The following is a 15,858-nucleotide window of genomic DNA, read 5'->3' as shown; positions in this document are numbered from 1 at the left end:
GGATCTCTTACTCGTCTGGGGACTTGCTGAACGGAAGCTGGGAACCCACCGGGCACCAGCAGCCACCTGAGGTGACAGCCCCCTTCGACCGATCAGACCGGTCGAAGGGGCCGAGCAGTACCGAGTGAACGCCACCTTCGCCGGAGGGGCGGGCGAAGGAGGCATTCACCTCAGTGGAGCGGGTGCTCAGGACCGGCAGTCGTAGAGGCCTTCCGCGGACTCTTCCTCGCCGGTCTGCTCGGTGGCGGTGCCGCCGTAGGCGGCGGGGTCGACGAGGGTGCAGTTCTGCTGCACCCACTCCTGCCGTTCGGTCGAAGCACCGCCTCGGCCGCCGGGCATGCCGCCCTGTGCTCGGCCGCTCTGAGCACCATCGCCTTGGGCCTGCCCCTGCGCCTGGCCGTTCTGAGCCTGATCGTTCTGGGGCAGGCCGTTCTGACTTTGCCCCGGGTTCTGCCCCTGGCCGCCGCCAGGGCCACCACCGGGACCTCCGTGGCCGCCGAGTTGCACGAACCCGAGCCGTCCCAGCTGCTTCCACTCGGTCAGCAGCCGCACCGACGGGGCGTCGTCGCTGCCCGTGAATCCGCCCATGCCGATCACGCGGAGGTCGCTGTTGATGATGTAGGTGCCCGAGCCCATCGCGCCGCCCTCGACCGCCAGCGGGATCGCCCGGTCACCGGCGTTGTCCGTGACGTAGGCGAGCAGCGACTTCTGCTCGTCGCTGAGCGAGTCCCCGCCCATGCCGCCGGGCATGCCGCCCTGCGACCGGCCACGGCCGTCCTGGCCCTGCTGACCTGGCTCGTCCTGACCGGACCGCCCCTGCCGACCGGGCTGGCCGTCACCGTCCTGACCGGGCATTCCGCCCGGACCGCCAGGGCCACCGCCACCGGGACCGCCCATGCCGGTCGACGGACCCGCCGTCGGGTTCGCGCCGCCCATGCCGCCGCCGCTGTCCCCGGCGAACGCCGTGGCCGCCGACCACACGCCGGGCACCGCCAGCACCGCCGCCAACGACAAGGTCAACGCGACCTTGCCCAGCCCCGCCTTCCACCGGCCCAGCACCAGCGCGAGCACCGCCACGACGCCCAAGCCGATCGCGAGGTAGCCGGCCCAGCCGTTCCAGTCCGGCTCGCGGAACACCAGCACGGCCGCCCACGCCACGGTGATCACCACACCGATCGGCAGCAGCACCCACGCGGCACCCCCCGGCCGCCGGTAAGCCGCCCAGAACCGGAGCAGCCCGGCGCCGACGACCGCGCCGACCGCGGGAGCCAGCATCGTCGTGTAGTACGGGTGCATCGTGCCCTGGGCGAAGCTGAACATGAAGCCGATGAACAGCAGCCAGCCGCCCCACAGCACCCAGCCCGCCGCACGGAACCGATCGCCCGGCTCACCCGCACGCCGCCGCAGCACCGCGCCGCAGGCGACCGCGACCAGGACCAGCAGGCACAGCGGCAGCAACCAGCTGATCTGGCCCGCGAGCTGCTCGTTGGTGAAGCGCAGGATGCCGGACTCACCGGAGAACCCGCCCCCGCCGCCCGGACCTCCGCCACCGCCGCCGTTGCCCTCGCCGCCGAGAATCCGCCCGAACCCGTTGTAGCCGAAGATCAGGTCCCAGGCCGAGCCGTCCTCACTGCCCCCGATGTAGGGCTTCGGCGACGGCCACAGCATCGTCGCCGCGACCCACCAGAACGACGTGACCAGCACCGTCACCGCGGCCACGACCAGATCGACCGCCTTGCGCCCCCAGGAGGCGTTGCTTCCCACCAGGTACACCGCGATGAACACCGGCAGCAGCATCCACGCCTGCATCATCTTCGTGAGGAAGCCGCAGCCGACCAGCGCCGCCGACCCCGCCAGCCACCACGTGGCCCGCGAAGCGCGCTCCGCGGAGATCGAGCGGGTCAGCGCGTACGCGGCGGCCACCACCAGCAGCACCAGCAGCGTGTCCGGGTTGTTGTCCCGGTTGATCGCCACCGTGATCGGCGTCAGCGCCATCACCAGCGCCGCCAGCAGCGCCGCGTGCTCCCCCGCCCACCGGCGGACCGTGCGGTGCAGCAGGAAGACTCCCGCAGTGCCCATCACGACCTGCGGGAACAGCACGGCGAACTTGCTGTAGCCGAACACCTGCACCGAGATCACCTGGACCCACAGCGCCATCGGCGGCTTGTCCACCGTGACGACGCCCGCCGGGTCGAACGAACCGAACAGGAAGTTCTCGAAGCTCTGCGACATCGCTTTGACCGCCGCCGAGTAGTACGTGTTGCCCCAGGAGTCCCCGATTCCCCACACGTAGAGGACGGCTGAGAGCAAGCAGATCGCCGCGAGCGCGAGCGGTTGCCACCTGCTCCGGCTGGGTGCGTCGACGGCGTCCGATGTGGACGCGCCGAGGGCGACCGTGGTCATGCGGATTCCTTTTCAGAGGTGGACGGAACGGAAGCGGGCCGGAAGACCCAGGAGCGCAGCAGCACGAATCGCAGCGCGGTGCCGACGACGGAGGACACGATCAGCACGAGCACTTCGAGCCAGCGCGACGCGTCCGGGGCCGCCGCGTCCAGCGCGAGCAGCGCGCCCGAGGTCACGACGTAGTACAGGGCGAACACCACGAGCCCCTGCACGTGCACCCGCCCGGAGGCCGCGGATCGGCCGACGAACGTGAACCGGCGGTTCGCCTCGGTGTTCCACAACGTCGTCACCGTCAGCGCCACCAGATTCGCCAGCAGCGGTGGCCACCAGCTCCGCAGCAACGCGTACAGCACCGAAGTGGCCACAGTGGACACGATGCCGATCAGCCCGAAGGAGAACAGCTGCCACAGCAACCCGTTCTCCCGTTCGGCCAGCACCGCCTGCGGATGCGCGGCACGCGGTTCCGGCCGCCGCGGCAGGCCTTCGACGGTGGCCGCACCCGTCACCTTCGACCGCGCCACCCGCAGCAGCCCGGCGAGATCGTCGGTGGCGGTCTTGGTGACGTTGACGCGCGTGTCGACGTCCTCGACCCAGTCCACCGGAACCTCGTGCACCCGCAGGCCGTTGTGCTCGGCCAGCAGCAGCAGTTCGGTGTCGAAGAACCAGGAATCGTCCTGCACGTGCCGCAGCAGCGGCTTCACCACATCGGTGCGGGCAGCCTTGAAACCGCACTGCGCGTCGGAGAACCGCGCGCCGTGGGTCCAGCGGATCACCTTGTTGTAAGCGCGGGAGATCATTTCCCGCTTGGCGCCCCGGATGGTGCGCGAACCCGACGCCAGCCGAGACCCGATCGCCAGATCCGAATGTCCGTTGACCAGCGGCGCGACCAGCGGCAACAGCGCGTCCAGGCCCGTCGAGAGGTCCACGTCCATGTAGACGACGACGTCGGCGTCGCTGTAGCCCCACGCGGTGCGCAGCGCCAGCCCGCGCCCCTTGCGATCCAGGTGCAGCACCCGCACGTTCGGCAGCGCCTCGGACATCTCGTTGGCGACTCGCAACGTGCCGTCGGTGCTGGCGTTGTCGACGACCGTGATCGACCACTGGAACGGGAAGTCGTGCTCAAGGTGGTCCCGCAGCACCTGCAGGCACCCGGGCAGTGATCGTTGCTCGTTGTAGACCGGGATCACCAGATCGACCGTCGCCGTCTCACGCGCCGCCGCCTCCCGGTGCGCGACCTCGACACTTCCTTGCGGCATCACGTTCATCCCTTTCCCACGTTCTCCCGCTCCTGACATCACGGCCGGCAGCGGTGGCGACCCGAGTTCCATGAAGCACCGCCGGGTTTTCAAGCGCCTAGGTACGAGGTGGGAGTTCGCTGGGAATCACGGCCGCCGGCACGCGCCTGCGCGACACCGGAAGCACCGGTCGCTGCTTGGGGGGCTCTTTTGATCTGTGTCCTGCCGGCGGCGAAGCCGATGAGCGGCGACGAGCTTGATCAAGACCGGCAGCGGCGGGTTCTCAGCGGCTTCCGCGCGAGGACGGCGATTTTGTGATGTAGGGGCCTGCATGAGAAATCGATCCCGCAGCGAGTAAACCGATGAGGTTCCGCCACCCGACCCGGTACGCAAGCCCTTCCTGGATCAGCCGGAAACCTCCAACCGGGTGTCCAGCTGATTCCCAGGTTCGCCGTCCACCGTCGGGGCCGACGGCGAGCAGAGGAGAAACGCGGTGCGCAAGGTTCAACGGTCCCGGGCCGCCCGGCTGGTGCTGGGCGAGGGCACCGATCCGAGGTGGGCGCGGCCGGCGCTGATCGGGGTGCTCGCGGTGGCGGCGGTGCTCAACACCTGGGCGCTGTCGATCAACGAGTGGGCCAACACGTACTACTCGTCGACCGTGCTGGGCATGACGCGCAGCTGGGAGGCGTTCTTCTACGGCTCGCTGGACGCCGGCTCGTTCATCACCGTCGACAAGCCGCCGCTGGCGCTGTGGGTGCAGGCGCTCTCGGCGCGGGCGTTCGGTTTCAACACGTGGAGCCTGCTGGTCCCGCAGGCCGTGTTCGCGGTGCTCACCGTGCTCGTGGTGCACCACCTGGTGCGCCGGAGCTTCGGGCACGCGGCGGGGCTGCTGGCCGCGCTGGTCCTGGCGGTGACGCCGATCGCGGTGGCGATGGCGCGGCACAACAACCCGGACACGCTGCTGGTGCTGCTCACGGTGCTGGCGCTGTGGGCGGCGTCCAACGCGATCCGCTCCGGCAGGCCGCTGCCGCTGGTGTGGTGCGCGGTGGCGATCGGGCTCGCGTTCAACGTGAAGATGCTGCAGGCGTACTTCGTGCTGCCGGTCATCGCCGTCGTGTACCTCGTCGCGGCCCGGCCGCGGTGGCCGCGCAAGCTGCTGCACCTCGGTGTCGCGACCGTCGTGCTGGCCTTGGTGAGCGCGTCGTGGATGGTCGTCGTGGACGCGATCCCGGCGGATTCGCGGCCCTACATCGGCGGCAGCACCGACAACACGGTGCGCGATCTGCTGCTGGGCTACAACGGTCTGGGCCGCGTCTTCGGCCAGGACCACATCGCCTCGCCCGGCATGATGGGCGGTGGTCCCGGCGGAGGCGGCACGGGCGGCGGCCCGCCCGGCGGCATGCAGGGACAGCTCCCACCCGGGGGTCCGGGCGGGGGTCCGGGTGGAATGGGCGGAGGCCCCGGTGGCGATGACGGCGGACTCACCCGGCTGATCGGTGATCAGGTCGCCGGGCAGATCTCGTGGCTGTTCCCGCTCGCGCTGTTCGGCATGATCGCGACGCTCGGGTACCTGCGGCGCCGCCCCCCGCACAACGCCCAGCGCGCGGATTTCCTGCTGTGGTCCGGAACTCTGCTCGTGACGGCGGCGGTGTTCAGCTTCGCCTCCGGCATCTGGCACCCGTACTACACGGTGGCGCTGGCACCGCCGCTCGCGGACGTCGCGGGCATCGGCGTGGTGAGCATGGTCCGGCTGTTCCGCGTCTCGACGGGTTGGGGCGCGCTGCTGCCGATGTCCGTCGCGGCGACGGGAGCGTGGGCCTGCTACCTGCTCGACGACGACTTCGTGACGTGGCTGCCGCCGCTGATCGCGGTCCTCACCGTCGTGTCGGTGCTGGTGCTCGTGCTCGCGTTCCCCCGGCACCGCCGGATGCGGCGGGCCAGGCTGGGACTCGCGGCCGTGCTCGCCGGGCTCGTGGCGATGTTGTCCGGGCCGACGGCGTATTCGCTGACTCCGCTGAGCACGCCGATCCAGGCGACGTTCCCGTCGGCCGGTCCGTCCGGGCAGGGCGGTCCCGGCGGCGGAGGACCTGGCGGACGCGGCGGTCAGGGCGGGCCTCGACAAGGACAGCAGGCACCGGCCCCGAACACCGCGCCGGACGGCCAGAACGCCGACGGCCGAACCGACGGCAGGCGCGGAAACGGTGGGCAGAGCACCGAGGTCAGCGACGAGGTGGTGCGCTACCTGACCGCCGCCCACGACGACGAGACGTGGCTGGTCGCCGTCGTCGGCGCCATGGTGGCCGCGCCGATCACCCTCAAGACCGGGCAGCCCGTGATGGCCGTCGGCGGCTACAACGGCAACGATCCGGCGCCGACCGTGGACGCGCTGCAGAACTACGTGCGGGAGGGGAAATTGCGCTACGTGTGGACCGACGGCACCTCCGGAGTGCAGAGCATGGGAAGCGAGGTCGACACCCGAGTCGTTGACGAGTCGATGGCCTGGGCCGCTCAGCACTGCACGGCAGTCGATCCCGCCGCCTACGGCGACACCGAGACGACCATGGCCGATTCCGAGGCGCGAACTCGGCTCTACGACTGCGCAACGCCGCACTGATGCCGTCCCGCACCATCCTCCGCCGGGCCGCACCGCGCGTCGGCATCGCGCTGCTCGCGGTGCTGTTCACCACCAGCACCGCGGCCGCCCCCAGGGAAACCGTTGCGGCGGCACCACTTCCGGTGCCGCCCGCGGCGACCCCGCCGATGGGCTGGAACAGCTGGAACACCTTCGGCTGCGACATCGACGAGGCCAAGATCCGCGGTGTCGCCGACGCGATGGTGAGCTCCGGCATGCGTGACGCCGGCTACCGCTACGTCGTCGTCGACGACTGCTGGTACGAACCGGAACGCGACGCCGCCGGGAACCTGCGCGCCGACCGCGCCCGCTTCCCCGGCGGCATGGCCGCGCTCGGCGACTACCTGCATTCGCGCGGACTGCTGTTCGGGATTTACATGTCGCCGAACGTCGAGACCTGCGCCCAGCACACCGGCGCCTACCCGGGGCAGACCGGCAGCGGGGACCGCGAGGGCCAGGACGCCCGCACCTTCGCGTCGTGGGGCGTGGACTACCTGAAGTACGACTGGTGCCGCGGAGCCGGCTCCTCGCACAACGTGCGGGCGGCGTTCACCGCGATGCGCGACGCGCTCACCGCGGCGGGCAGGCCGGTCGTGTTCAGCGTCAACCCGAACAGCAACTTCCCCGGCGCACCGGGCGAATCCGAAAGCTGGCGCGGCGTCGCGCACCTGTCCCGCACGACCGAGGACATCCAGCCGGTCTGGGACACCGGGCACCACAACGAACATCCCATGGGCGTGCGCAACATCATCGACATCCACAGTGGACTAAGCGATCGTCCGGAGCCGGGCCACTGGAACGACCCCGACATGCTCGAAGTCGGCGTGCACGACGTCAACGGCTACGCGGGCCTCACCCCGGAAGAACAGCGAACGCACCTGAACATGTGGGCGATGTTCGCCGCACCGCTCATCGCGGGCAACGACCCGAGGACCATGACCGAACCCGAGCGCGACCTGCTCACCGACCCCGGAATCCTCGCCATCGACCAGGATCCGCTCGGCGCCGCCGCCACCCAGAACACCGGCGGCGACCACCAGGTCTGGGTCAAACCCCTGCACGAGGGCACCGCCGTGGCGCTCTACAACCGCGGCGACGCGCCCGCCCGGATCGGCACGGGCCTCGCCGAACTCGGCCTCCGCGCCGGAAACCACCGGGTCCACGACCTCCGCTCCGGCCGGATCACCGAAACGAACGACCGGATCACCGCCGACGTCCCCGCCCACGGCACCGCCCTGCTGCGCCTAGATCAGTAGTGGGCGTTGCGGGGTTTCGGCTGGCACACCGGGCAGCTGTAGGACGAGCGGTTCATGAACGCGTCCCGCCGCACCACGGCGCCGCAACGCGGGCACGGGCGGTCGGCCTGGCCGTACACCGCCAGCGACCTGTCGAAGTACCCGGACTCGCCGTTGACGTTGACGTACAGGGCGTCGAACGAGGTGCCACCGGCGTCCAACGCGCCGCGCATCACCTCCGTGACCGCCGCCAGCAGCGTGCGCACCTCGGGGCGCTTCAACGTTTCCGTCGGACGCGCCCAATGCAGCTTCGCCCGCCACAACGCCTCATCGGCGTAGATGTTGCCGACCCCGGAGACCAGGCTCTGATCCAGCAGCGCGCGCTTCACCCCGGTGCGCCGCGACCGCAGCTTCGCCACCACCGCGTCGACGTCGAAGGCCTCCTCCAGCGGATCCGGGGCGATGTGCGCCACCGGAGTCGGTAGCAGCACGCCACCGACCTCCACCTGATCGGCCAAGCTCAGCCCGCCGAAGGTGCGCTGATCGACGAACCGCAATTCCGGGCCGCCGTCGGCGAATCCGAACCGCACCCGCAGGTGCTTCTCGTCCGGCGTCCCCACCGGCTGCACCAGCAGCTGGCCGCTCATGCCGAGGTGCGTCAGCACCGCCTCACCGGGTGCTTCGGCCGTACCGACGAACTCGGTGGCCTGCGGCGCCGCGTCCTCGGCGAGCTCGAGCCACAGGTACTTGCCGCGCCGCCGCGCTCCGCACACCGTGCGACCGGCCAGTCTGGCCGCGAAGTCCTCCGGCCCCGGCACGTGCCTGCGCACCGCTCGCGGATGCAGAACATCCACAGTGGACACGGTGCGACCGGTGACGTGCTCGGCGACCCCGCGCCGAACGACCTCCACCTCGGGTAACTCGGGCACGAGCCCACCTTCCAGCACACGTCTGCGGGACATGCGAAACGGCCGGTCGAGCAGAGGATTCCGCGGCGGAAAGCCGCCGGAGAATCCACCGCTCAACCGGCCGTGCGAAACGGCTTCACAGCCAGGCGATCACGCTGAATCGTCGGCGCGAGCCGGGCCGTCGGAGGACTCCGCGGGTTGCTCCGCGGCAGCGTCCTCACCGGCTTCGCCGCTCTTGCCCGAATCGGCTTGTTCGGCCCTCTCGGACAACGAGCGCCAAGCCGCCTCGGCGGCCTTCTGCTCTGCTTCCTTCTTGGTCCGGCCATCACCCTCGCCGAGGGTGTCGCCGGCCACGGACACAAAAGCGCTGAACTCCTTGCGGTGATCAGGTCCGCGCTCCTGCACCCGGTACTCGGGCACGCCCTGACCGGTGGCCGCGGTGAGCTCCTGCAGGCTGGTCTTCCAATCCAGCCCGGCACCGCGCTGCGGCGCCTCGGTCAGCAATGACCCGAACAGGCGGTAGATCATGTCCCTGGCCACGTCGATGCCGTGTTCCAGGTACACCGCACCGAGCACGGCCTCCAAGCTGTCCGCCAGGATGCTCGCCTTGTCCCGGCCGCCGGTGAGCTCCTCACCACGGCCGAGCAGCAAGTACTGGCCGAGCCCGCCCTCGCTGAGGGAACGGGCCACACCGGCGAGCGCGTGCATGTTCACCAAGCTCGCGCGCAACTTCGCCAGCTGACCCTCCGGCAGGTCCGGGTGCTCCCGGTACAGCCGGTCGGTGATCACCAGGCCCAGCACGGAGTCGCCGAGGAACTCCAAGCGCTCGTTCGGTGGCAGGCCACCGTTTTCATACGCGTAGGAGCGGTGCGTCAGGGCAAGCGTGAGCAGCTCGGCGTCGAGTTCGACGCCGAGCGCTGACATCAACGGGGCCCGGTCCGTCACACGGCTCCGGGGCTGCTTTCCCCCCACTCCGCTATCCGCGGCCGTCAGGCGGGCTGGACGACCTGGCGGCCGTCGTACTGGCCGCAGGCCGGGCAGACGACGTGCGGCAGCTTCTGCTCCCGGCAGGACCGGTTCGAGCACTGCACCAGGGTCGGCGCGGTGGCCTTCCACTGGGACCGGCGGTGCCGGGTGTTGGAGCGGGACATCTTGCGCTTGGGGACGGCCACGACTAGTTCTCCTCTTCGTTTCCGCCGAACCGCTCACGCAGCGCGGCCCAGCGAGGGTCCATCGTCTCATGGGTGTGCTCGGGGCCGAGTTCGGCCCACTTCACCCCGCACCCGGCGCACAGACCCTGGCAGTCCTCACTGCACACCGGGGACGTGGGCATCGTCAGCAGCATGGCGTCCCGCACCGCGGGCTCCAGGTCGATCAGTTCATCGACGACGCGGCTGACCTCGTCCTCGTCGGTGGTGGCGTCGGTCGTGCTGTCCGGGTAGGCGAACAGCTCGCGCAGCTCGATCTCGATCTCCTCGGAGAACTTGTCGAGGCAACGCGCGCATTCACCGGTGAACTCCGCCGTAGCGGTACCCGAGATCAGCACTCCTTCCACCACCGATTCCGCCAGCACGTCGAGCTGGACGGGATCGCCCTCGGGCACTCCGATCATGTCCAGGCCGAAACCGGCAGGCGCCGGCGCACTGCGGTCAAAGCTGCGGCTGCTGCCCGCGCGGTTGCCGAGCTCGCGGGTATCGATCACCCACGGGCCGAGCTGCGGGGCGGCGCTTGCTGCGTCACGGTTCTGGGACATCACGGATCTCGTCGAGCGAAGGGGCGGGTCAGGTTTGCCAGCCGATGGCTGAACGACCGTCCCGGGCCGGTGCTGCTTAGGTCCAGGTGCGGTACCGATGGCGTGAACGGCCGGGACCGTTCAGCACGCGGAACTTCCGGCCGGGCCGGACACCGGCCCCGGCCCACCGCCCGGCCCGCGCGAAGTCGACGACTCCGAAAGCGAGATCACCGGGCGTGCTGTGGGACCGGACAGGCGACCGGAACACATCCGGACGGAATTCACACGGCCATCGGAACCAGAGTACGCCACGCCTCCGACCTCCGGAAATCACCCCGGCTCTTTCAGAACGACCTGCGTAGCGGGTCACTCAGCGGAACCTCAGTGGCTTCCTCGCTGCGGGATCGATTTCTCAAGTAGCACCCTACTCAGCGAAATCGCTGTCCTCACGAGGAAGCCGCTGAGAAGCCGCCGGTGGTCATCTTGCTCAAGCCGGTCACTGCTCAGCGGCTCCGTCGCTGACGAGACAACAGATCAAAAGATCATTTCGCTTGGCGCTTCAGACCCCGTCGCGCCCGTCGTACGCCGACGGGCGCCGGAGGTCAGTTCTCCTCGTAGACGTTCGGCCCAGAGCGGGAGTCCTCGTAGTCGAAGGGGACTCCGACCGGACTGCGCAGCTGCTGGCGGCCCTTGCCGACGGTGCGCAGCGTGCGGCTGAGCAGGTCTTCGAAGTCCGCCAGGCGCGAGTCCACATAGGCGTCGCACTCGGTGCGCAGCCGTTCCGCGTCCTCGTTGGCGGCCTCCACGATGCGCCGCGACTCGCTGTGCGCGGCCTGCGCGACCTCGGTGTCGGCGACCAGGCGGGACTGCTCGGAGCGCCCCTCGTGCACCGACTGCTCGTAGGCCGCACGCCCCGCCTGCACCATGCGGTCCGCCTCGGACTGGGCGCGGCCAACGTAGTCCTCGTACTCGCGGCGGCCCGCGGTCACCGACTCCTCCGCGCGGGCGCGGGCGTCGGCGATGAGCTGGTCGGCCTGCTCCTGGGCGTCGGCGATCAGCTGCTCGGCCTCGGCACGCGCCGAGGAGACGGTGCGGTCCGCCTCCGACCGGGCGTCCCCTATGGCCTTGCCGGACTGCGCCTCCGCCTTCGACACCACGTCATCGCGGTGGTCGAGCACGTCCTGGGCGTCGTCGAGCTCCTGCGGGATCGCGTCCCGCACGTCGTCGAGCAGCTCCAGCACATCGCCACGGGGAACGACGCAGCCCGAGGTCATCGGTACCCCGCGCGCCTCTTCCACGATCGTGACGAGCTCGTCCAGCGCCTCGAAAACCCGGTACACCTCGATCTCCCTGCCGTCGTAGCCGTCCGGAGTGGCAAGCATGACACCAGACCCCGGCCCCGGGGATCACGGGTCGGCCGATCACCAGTGTGCCGCCGCAGGCCATGCGAGGTGTGGACCCGCGCCGCGCGTGTCCCGATTCACCTCGCGCACCACGAACGCGCCGGAGCGACCTCCTGCGAACGACGAACGGGCCGCCCGCCCTTCGGGAAGGACGAGCGGCCCGCGCGTTCGGACGATCTTGTCGGCTGCCGGACCCGGCTACCTCGCAGCGGCGAGCCGGACCAAGCGGTCCTCAGGCTTCGATGTTCGTGATGGAGAAGCTCTCGTAGTGGTCCTCGGTGTAGAAGAACTCGCCCTCAGCGCCGACGACGAAGCGGCGGGCACCGCGGTCGTCGCTGCCGGGCGTCTCGACGGTGTACTCCTTGTAGTAGCCCTCGGCGCAGTCCGGCAGGATGCCTTCGCGGTTCGAGAAGGTCTGGTCGTCCTGCGGGTACGGGTACGGGCCACCCTGCTTGATCAGGTTCACGGTGTCGGTGGCCTCAGCGGGCAGCGCCGAGAGGTCCACCGGGGTGAACTCGGAGGTGTCGCCGCAGGCGGCGGCGATCTGCTGGGTCTGGGCGGTGGCCGGAGCGGCGGCCACCGCGGCGGCGGAGACCCCGAACAGGCCCGCGACGGCGAGCAGCCCGGCCAACAGGACGTTCATGGCTTTCGACGAGATCTTCATGGCGCGGACGCTAACCGCAGGTCATGATCACCTGGCGCGTTGTCGTGAAGACGAAGCCGATCGCGAGCACAGTTCACCCGGCTGTGGCTCTACCGTCGATCCGTGACATCTCCCGTTATCCGGCGAGCCGCCGAAGCCGACCTGAACGCGATCGTCGACCTGCTCGCCGACGATCCCCTCGGACGCACCAGGGAACGCCCCGGAGATCCCGCGTACGCCGCCGCGTTCGCCGCGATCGACGCAGACCCGAACCAGCTGCTCACCGTCGCCGAACTCGACGGCGAGGTCGCGGGCACCCTGCAACTGACCTTCATCCCCGGCCTCTCCCACGCGGGCGCCACCCGCGCGCAGCTGGAGGCGGTGCGCGTGCGGACGGACCTGCGCGGCGGCGGGCTCGGCAGGGAACTCGTGGTGTGGGCGGTCGAGCAGGCCCGGCGGCGGGGCGCGTCGATCGTGCAGCTCACCAGCAACGCGTCACGGGAGCGGGCGCACCGCTTCTACGAGCGGCTGGGCTTCGAGAGCAGCCACGTCGGCATGAAGCTCGACCTGCGCGACTAGGAGTCCGCGCGGAGTGATCTGCCCGCCGGGTCAGGAGCTTTCGGCGTTGCGTTCCTCGACGCGCTGCACCAGCCGCCGCTCGATCTTCGGCGGCACCAGGCTGGCCACGTCACCACCGTAGGTGGCGACCTCCTTGACCAGGGAGCTCGCCAAGAAGCTGTAGAGCGGGTTGGTCGACATGAACAGCGTTTCGACCCCGGAGAGGCGCTGGTTCATCTGAGCCATCTGCAGCTCGTAGTCGAAGTCGCTGACCGCGCGCAGGCCCTTGACGATCGCAGCGATCCCGTTGGTCTGGCAGTAGTCCACCAGCAGGCCGTGCCAGGAGTCGATGCGCACGTTCGGCCACGGAGCGGTGACCTCGCGCAGCATGTCCAGCCGTTCCTCGACGGAGAACAGGCTGCGCTTGCTCTTGTTCACCAGGACCGCGACGACCACTTCGTCGAACAGGCCGGCGGCCCGCTCGATGATGTCGAGGTGGCCGTTGGTGGCCGGATCGTAGGAGCCAGGACACACCGCACGCCTCATGAGGCCGGACGTTAGCACCGGGATCCCGCCCGCTCAGGCCGGAAGTGTCGGGGGTCACCCGTCGCCGGAATCGGGCGTGCGGCACTGCCGCCGCACCGGGCTTCTCGGCTACCGGGCTTCGGTCTCCGGGACTGTTTCCTCGTCGTGGAAAGCCCAGTGCACGGCGGTGTCGCCGTAGCGGCGGGTGCGGTCGGGCATGAGCGGCGCGGGCCATGCCGGGTCGCCGCTGCGGGTCGACTGTTCGAGGACGACGAGGCCGCCGGGCGCGGTCCAGCCGCCGGTGGCCAGCGCCTGCAGCACCTGGGCCAGTCGCGCCGGGTCGAGGTCGTAGGGCGGGTCGGCGAGCACCAAGTCGTAGGGCTCGGCGGGCGGGGTCGCCAGCGCGGTCTCGGCCTTCGCCTGTTCGATCGCGACGGCGCGGAATCCGAGGCCGGTGGCGTTGCGGCGGATGGTCTGCGCGGCTCGCCGGTCGGCTTCGACGAAGGCGACGTGCTCCGCGCCTCGGGACAGCGCTTCGAAACCGAGCGCTCCGGAGCCGCCGTAGAGGTCGAGCACCCGGGCGCCGTCGAGATCCACGGCCGCTTCGAGCGCGCTGAACACGGCCTCGCGGACCCGGTCCGAGGTGGGGCGGGTCCCACGCGGCGGCACCTCGATCCGACGGCCTCCCGCACTGCCTGCCACGATCCGCGTCACCGGAACAGTTTCGCACCGGCCACGGAGTCGACGGTCGCGGGTGCGCACGCGAGAGGGGCGGCACCCGCGGGTGCCGCCCCTCTCGTCAGGTTCTCGTGTTCCGGGGATGCCGGTGCCGCTCAGGCGCCGGCCAACTCCGGGTGGAGCCCCCATGGATCGTCCGTGCCGGACGGTGTCGCTCACTGCACGACTTGGACCTCGTCGCCCGGGTTGAGCGAGTCGAAGAACTTCTTGGCCGCGGTCGTGGACAGGTGCACGCAGCCGTTGGACTCCTGCTCGAGGCTGCCTTCGTGGAAGGCGACCCCGGTCTTGGTGAAGAACACCGCGTTCGGCATGGGTGCGTTGTCGAACTCGCCGCTGCGGTGGTCCGCGTCCTTCCACAGCACCTGGTGGGTCCCGACCGGTGTTTCCGAGCCCACCATCCCGGCGGTCAGCGGCACCGGGCCGTAGACGCCCGTGCCGTTCTCCTGCAACCAGGCTTGCTTGGACGACAGGTCCACGCAGGCCTTCGCGGTCGCCTGGCACGGCGTCACGTCGCCGGCGTCCGCGTAGGCGGCGGTACCGGTGAGCGCGCCCCCGGCGACCAGGGCGGCCACGGTGGCCACCCTGGCGAAACGCTTGTTCACGTAGCGCATGGGCTTCACGTCCTTCCTGCCTTTGCAGTTCACTCCACAGTGCCACAGGCACTGGGGTTCGAACACACTGCGGTCCCGGAATTCCGTTCAGCACCAACACATTCATCACATCGGACCCATAAACCCCTGCAAACCAGGGGTTTTCGCCCGGTCGAGATCAAATTCCCTTTCCTGCAACGATTTCCGACAGCAGGACGACACTCGACGCACGTGATCGCACACGGTCCGCCACACCCACGAGACGGCCCGGAGTCAGTCGCGCAAGGTCGCCACTGCGGCATAGCAGGCGGCGCGGGACGGGTCGTGGCCGTCCGCGAGGAGACCGTCCGGGCGCCAGTCCGCCGGGTAGACCAGACCGGGCTCGACGAACTCGAAATCGGCCAGCAACCCGGTGATCTCCTCGCGGGAACGCAGCACCAGCTGCTCCGAACCGCCCGCGTTGAACGCCTCCGCCGTGCGGTGCACCTCGGGGTAGTCGTCGGCCGTCATGTGCGAGAACACCAGGAACGAGCCGGGCCGCATCACCTTCCGGTAGGCCGCGAGCACTCCGGCCGGATCGTCCTCGTCGGTCAGGTAGTGCGTCATGGCCACCATCAGCACCGCGACCGGCTCGTCGAAGTCCAGCAGCGCCAGCGCGTCCGGATCGGTGAGGATCGTCTCCGGCTCGCGCATGTCGGCCTGCAGCACGATGGTGTTCGGATCATCGCCGAGCAGCGATCGGCTGTAGGCGACGGCGACCGGGTCGATGTCCACGTACACGACCCGCGCCCCGGGGTCGGCGCGCTGCGCGATCTCGTGCACGTTGCCGACGGTCGGCATGCCGGATCCCAGGTCGAGGAACTGCCGGATTCCGGCCCGCCTGCAATGCCGCACGGCGCGGCCGAGGAAGGCGCGGTTGTCCCGCGCGGGCTGCGGCGTAGCGGGGAAGATCTTCTTGATCTCGTCGAGGACCCTGCGGTCGACCTCGAAGTTGTGCGAACCGCCGAGACCGTAGTCGTAGATCCGAGACGCGCTCGACTTGCTGATGTCGGCGCCCCTGGGCAGCTCCACCGCGGTTCCTCCGTCGCTTCGCGCCCGGCGGTGACTTCACCGGGCACTTCGCCGCGGCCCCACCTGTCCGCAGCGATGCAACGCTACCTGCAAGATCCTGCAAAGCACCTGAAACCGACCGTGGATCTTGTTTCACCTCGCGGCCGGATCGTGGAACCGCAAGTGCCGGAAACACCGGTGGCGCA

15 protein-coding genes are annotated in these 15,858 nt (G+C 70.0%); 3 read left to right on the top strand and 12 right to left on the bottom strand.

Going from position 1 to position 15,858, the window contains the following annotated elements:
• Positions 1–186 precede the first annotated feature (186 nt).
• Together H2Q94_RS05495 and H2Q94_RS05490 are read right to left on the bottom strand one after the other, a co-directional pair.
• Entirely contained in the window at positions 187–2,403 is a 2,217-nt protein-coding gene (locus tag H2Q94_RS05495) for an ArnT family glycosyltransferase (protein ID WP_243792730.1), read from the bottom strand.
• Positions 2,400–3,659, bottom strand: coding sequence for a bifunctional glycosyltransferase family 2/GtrA family protein (locus H2Q94_RS05490; protein WP_397545429.1), 1,260 nt, complete (start codon positions 3,657–3,659; stop codon positions 2,400–2,402). The genes H2Q94_RS05495 and H2Q94_RS05490 overlap by 4 nt, the downstream gene beginning before the upstream one ends.
• Before the next feature lie 472 nt (positions 3,660–4,131).
• Here H2Q94_RS05490 and H2Q94_RS05485 point away from each other — a divergent pair, with 472 nt between their 5' ends.
• Positions 4,132–6,252: an ArnT family glycosyltransferase gene (locus H2Q94_RS05485; RefSeq protein WP_243792726.1), complete on the top strand. Its 2,121-nt coding sequence runs from the start codon at positions 4,132–4,134 to the stop codon at positions 6,250–6,252.
• Entirely contained in the window at positions 6,252–7,526 is a 1,275-nt protein-coding gene (locus H2Q94_RS05480; protein WP_243792722.1) for a glycoside hydrolase family 27 protein, read from the top strand. Before H2Q94_RS05485 ends, H2Q94_RS05480 begins: the two co-directional genes overlap by 1 nt.
• On the opposite strand, the gene mutM is transcribed toward H2Q94_RS05480, so the two are convergent.
• The 6 genes from mutM to H2Q94_RS05450 all read right to left on the bottom strand — a co-directional run bounded on the left by mutM (position 7,520) and on the right by H2Q94_RS05450 (position 12,212).
• On the bottom strand, positions 7,520–8,434 hold the full coding sequence (gene mutM / locus H2Q94_RS05475) for a bifunctional DNA-formamidopyrimidine glycosylase/DNA-(apurinic or apyrimidinic site) lyase (RefSeq protein ID WP_243792721.1): 915 nt from the start codon (positions 8,432–8,434) through the stop codon (positions 7,520–7,522). The two genes, H2Q94_RS05480 and mutM, sit on opposite strands and share 7 nt — an antisense overlap.
• 129 nt (positions 8,435–8,563) lie before the next feature.
• Positions 8,564–9,385 carry a ribonuclease III gene (rnc, locus tag H2Q94_RS05470; RefSeq protein WP_397545428.1) on the bottom strand — a complete coding sequence of 274 codons (822 nt, stop codon included), beginning with the start codon at positions 9,383–9,385 and terminating at the stop codon, positions 8,564–8,566.
• 17 nt (positions 9,386–9,402) lie between these two features.
• Complete coding sequence (gene rpmF / locus H2Q94_RS05465) at positions 9,403–9,585, bottom strand: 50S ribosomal protein L32 (RefSeq protein ID WP_243792682.1); 183 nt, start codon at positions 9,583–9,585, stop codon at positions 9,403–9,405.
• 2 nt (positions 9,586–9,587) lie between these two features.
• A complete protein-coding gene (locus H2Q94_RS05460; RefSeq protein WP_243792680.1) occupies positions 9,588–10,166 on the bottom strand; it encodes a YceD family protein in 579 nt (192 codons plus the stop codon).
• 581 nt (positions 10,167–10,747) lie between these two features.
• Positions 10,748–11,485 carry a DivIVA domain-containing protein gene (locus H2Q94_RS05455; RefSeq protein WP_243795552.1) on the bottom strand — a complete coding sequence of 246 codons (738 nt, stop codon included), beginning with the start codon at positions 11,483–11,485 and terminating at the stop codon, positions 10,748–10,750.
• A 295-nt stretch (positions 11,486–11,780) separates the two neighbouring features.
• Positions 11,781–12,212 carry a guanyl-specific ribonuclease gene (locus tag H2Q94_RS05450; RefSeq protein ID WP_243792678.1) on the bottom strand — a complete coding sequence of 144 codons (432 nt, stop codon included), beginning with the start codon at positions 12,210–12,212 and terminating at the stop codon, positions 11,781–11,783.
• 102 nt (positions 12,213–12,314) lie between these two features.
• Here H2Q94_RS05450 and H2Q94_RS05445 point away from each other — a divergent pair, with 102 nt between their 5' ends.
• Complete coding sequence (locus tag H2Q94_RS05445; RefSeq protein ID WP_243792676.1) at positions 12,315–12,770, top strand: GNAT family N-acetyltransferase; 456 nt, start codon at positions 12,315–12,317, stop codon at positions 12,768–12,770.
• 30 nt (positions 12,771–12,800) lie between these two features.
• Here H2Q94_RS05445 and coaD read toward each other — a convergent pair whose 3' ends face one another.
• The 4 genes from coaD to H2Q94_RS05425 all read right to left on the bottom strand — a co-directional run bounded on the left by coaD (position 12,801) and on the right by H2Q94_RS05425 (position 15,673).
• Entirely contained in the window at positions 12,801–13,295 is a 495-nt protein-coding gene (gene coaD, locus H2Q94_RS05440; RefSeq protein WP_243792674.1) for a pantetheine-phosphate adenylyltransferase, read from the bottom strand.
• A gap of 108 nt (positions 13,296–13,403) precedes the next feature.
• Entirely contained in the window at positions 13,404–13,988 is a 585-nt protein-coding gene (rsmD, locus tag H2Q94_RS05435) for a 16S rRNA (guanine(966)-N(2))-methyltransferase RsmD (RefSeq protein WP_243792671.1), read from the bottom strand.
• Positions 13,989–14,167: 179 nt separating this feature from the next.
• Positions 14,168–14,623 carry a L,D-transpeptidase gene (locus tag H2Q94_RS05430; RefSeq protein ID WP_243795550.1) on the bottom strand — a complete coding sequence of 152 codons (456 nt, stop codon included), beginning with the start codon at positions 14,621–14,623 and terminating at the stop codon, positions 14,168–14,170.
• Positions 14,624–14,875: 252 nt separating this feature from the next.
• Positions 14,876–15,673 carry an SAM-dependent methyltransferase gene (locus H2Q94_RS05425; protein ID WP_243792669.1) on the bottom strand — a complete coding sequence of 266 codons (798 nt, stop codon included), beginning with the start codon at positions 15,671–15,673 and terminating at the stop codon, positions 14,876–14,878.
• Positions 15,674–15,858 lie beyond the last annotated feature (185 nt).

This window comes from Saccharopolyspora gloriosae (assembly GCF_022828475.1).
Taxonomy (GTDB): Bacteria; Actinomycetota; Actinomycetes; order Mycobacteriales; family Pseudonocardiaceae; genus Saccharopolyspora_C; species Saccharopolyspora_C gloriosae_A.
The sequence above is the reverse complement of the archived record's forward strand: the minus strand, read 5'-3'. Positions and strand labels throughout refer to the sequence as shown.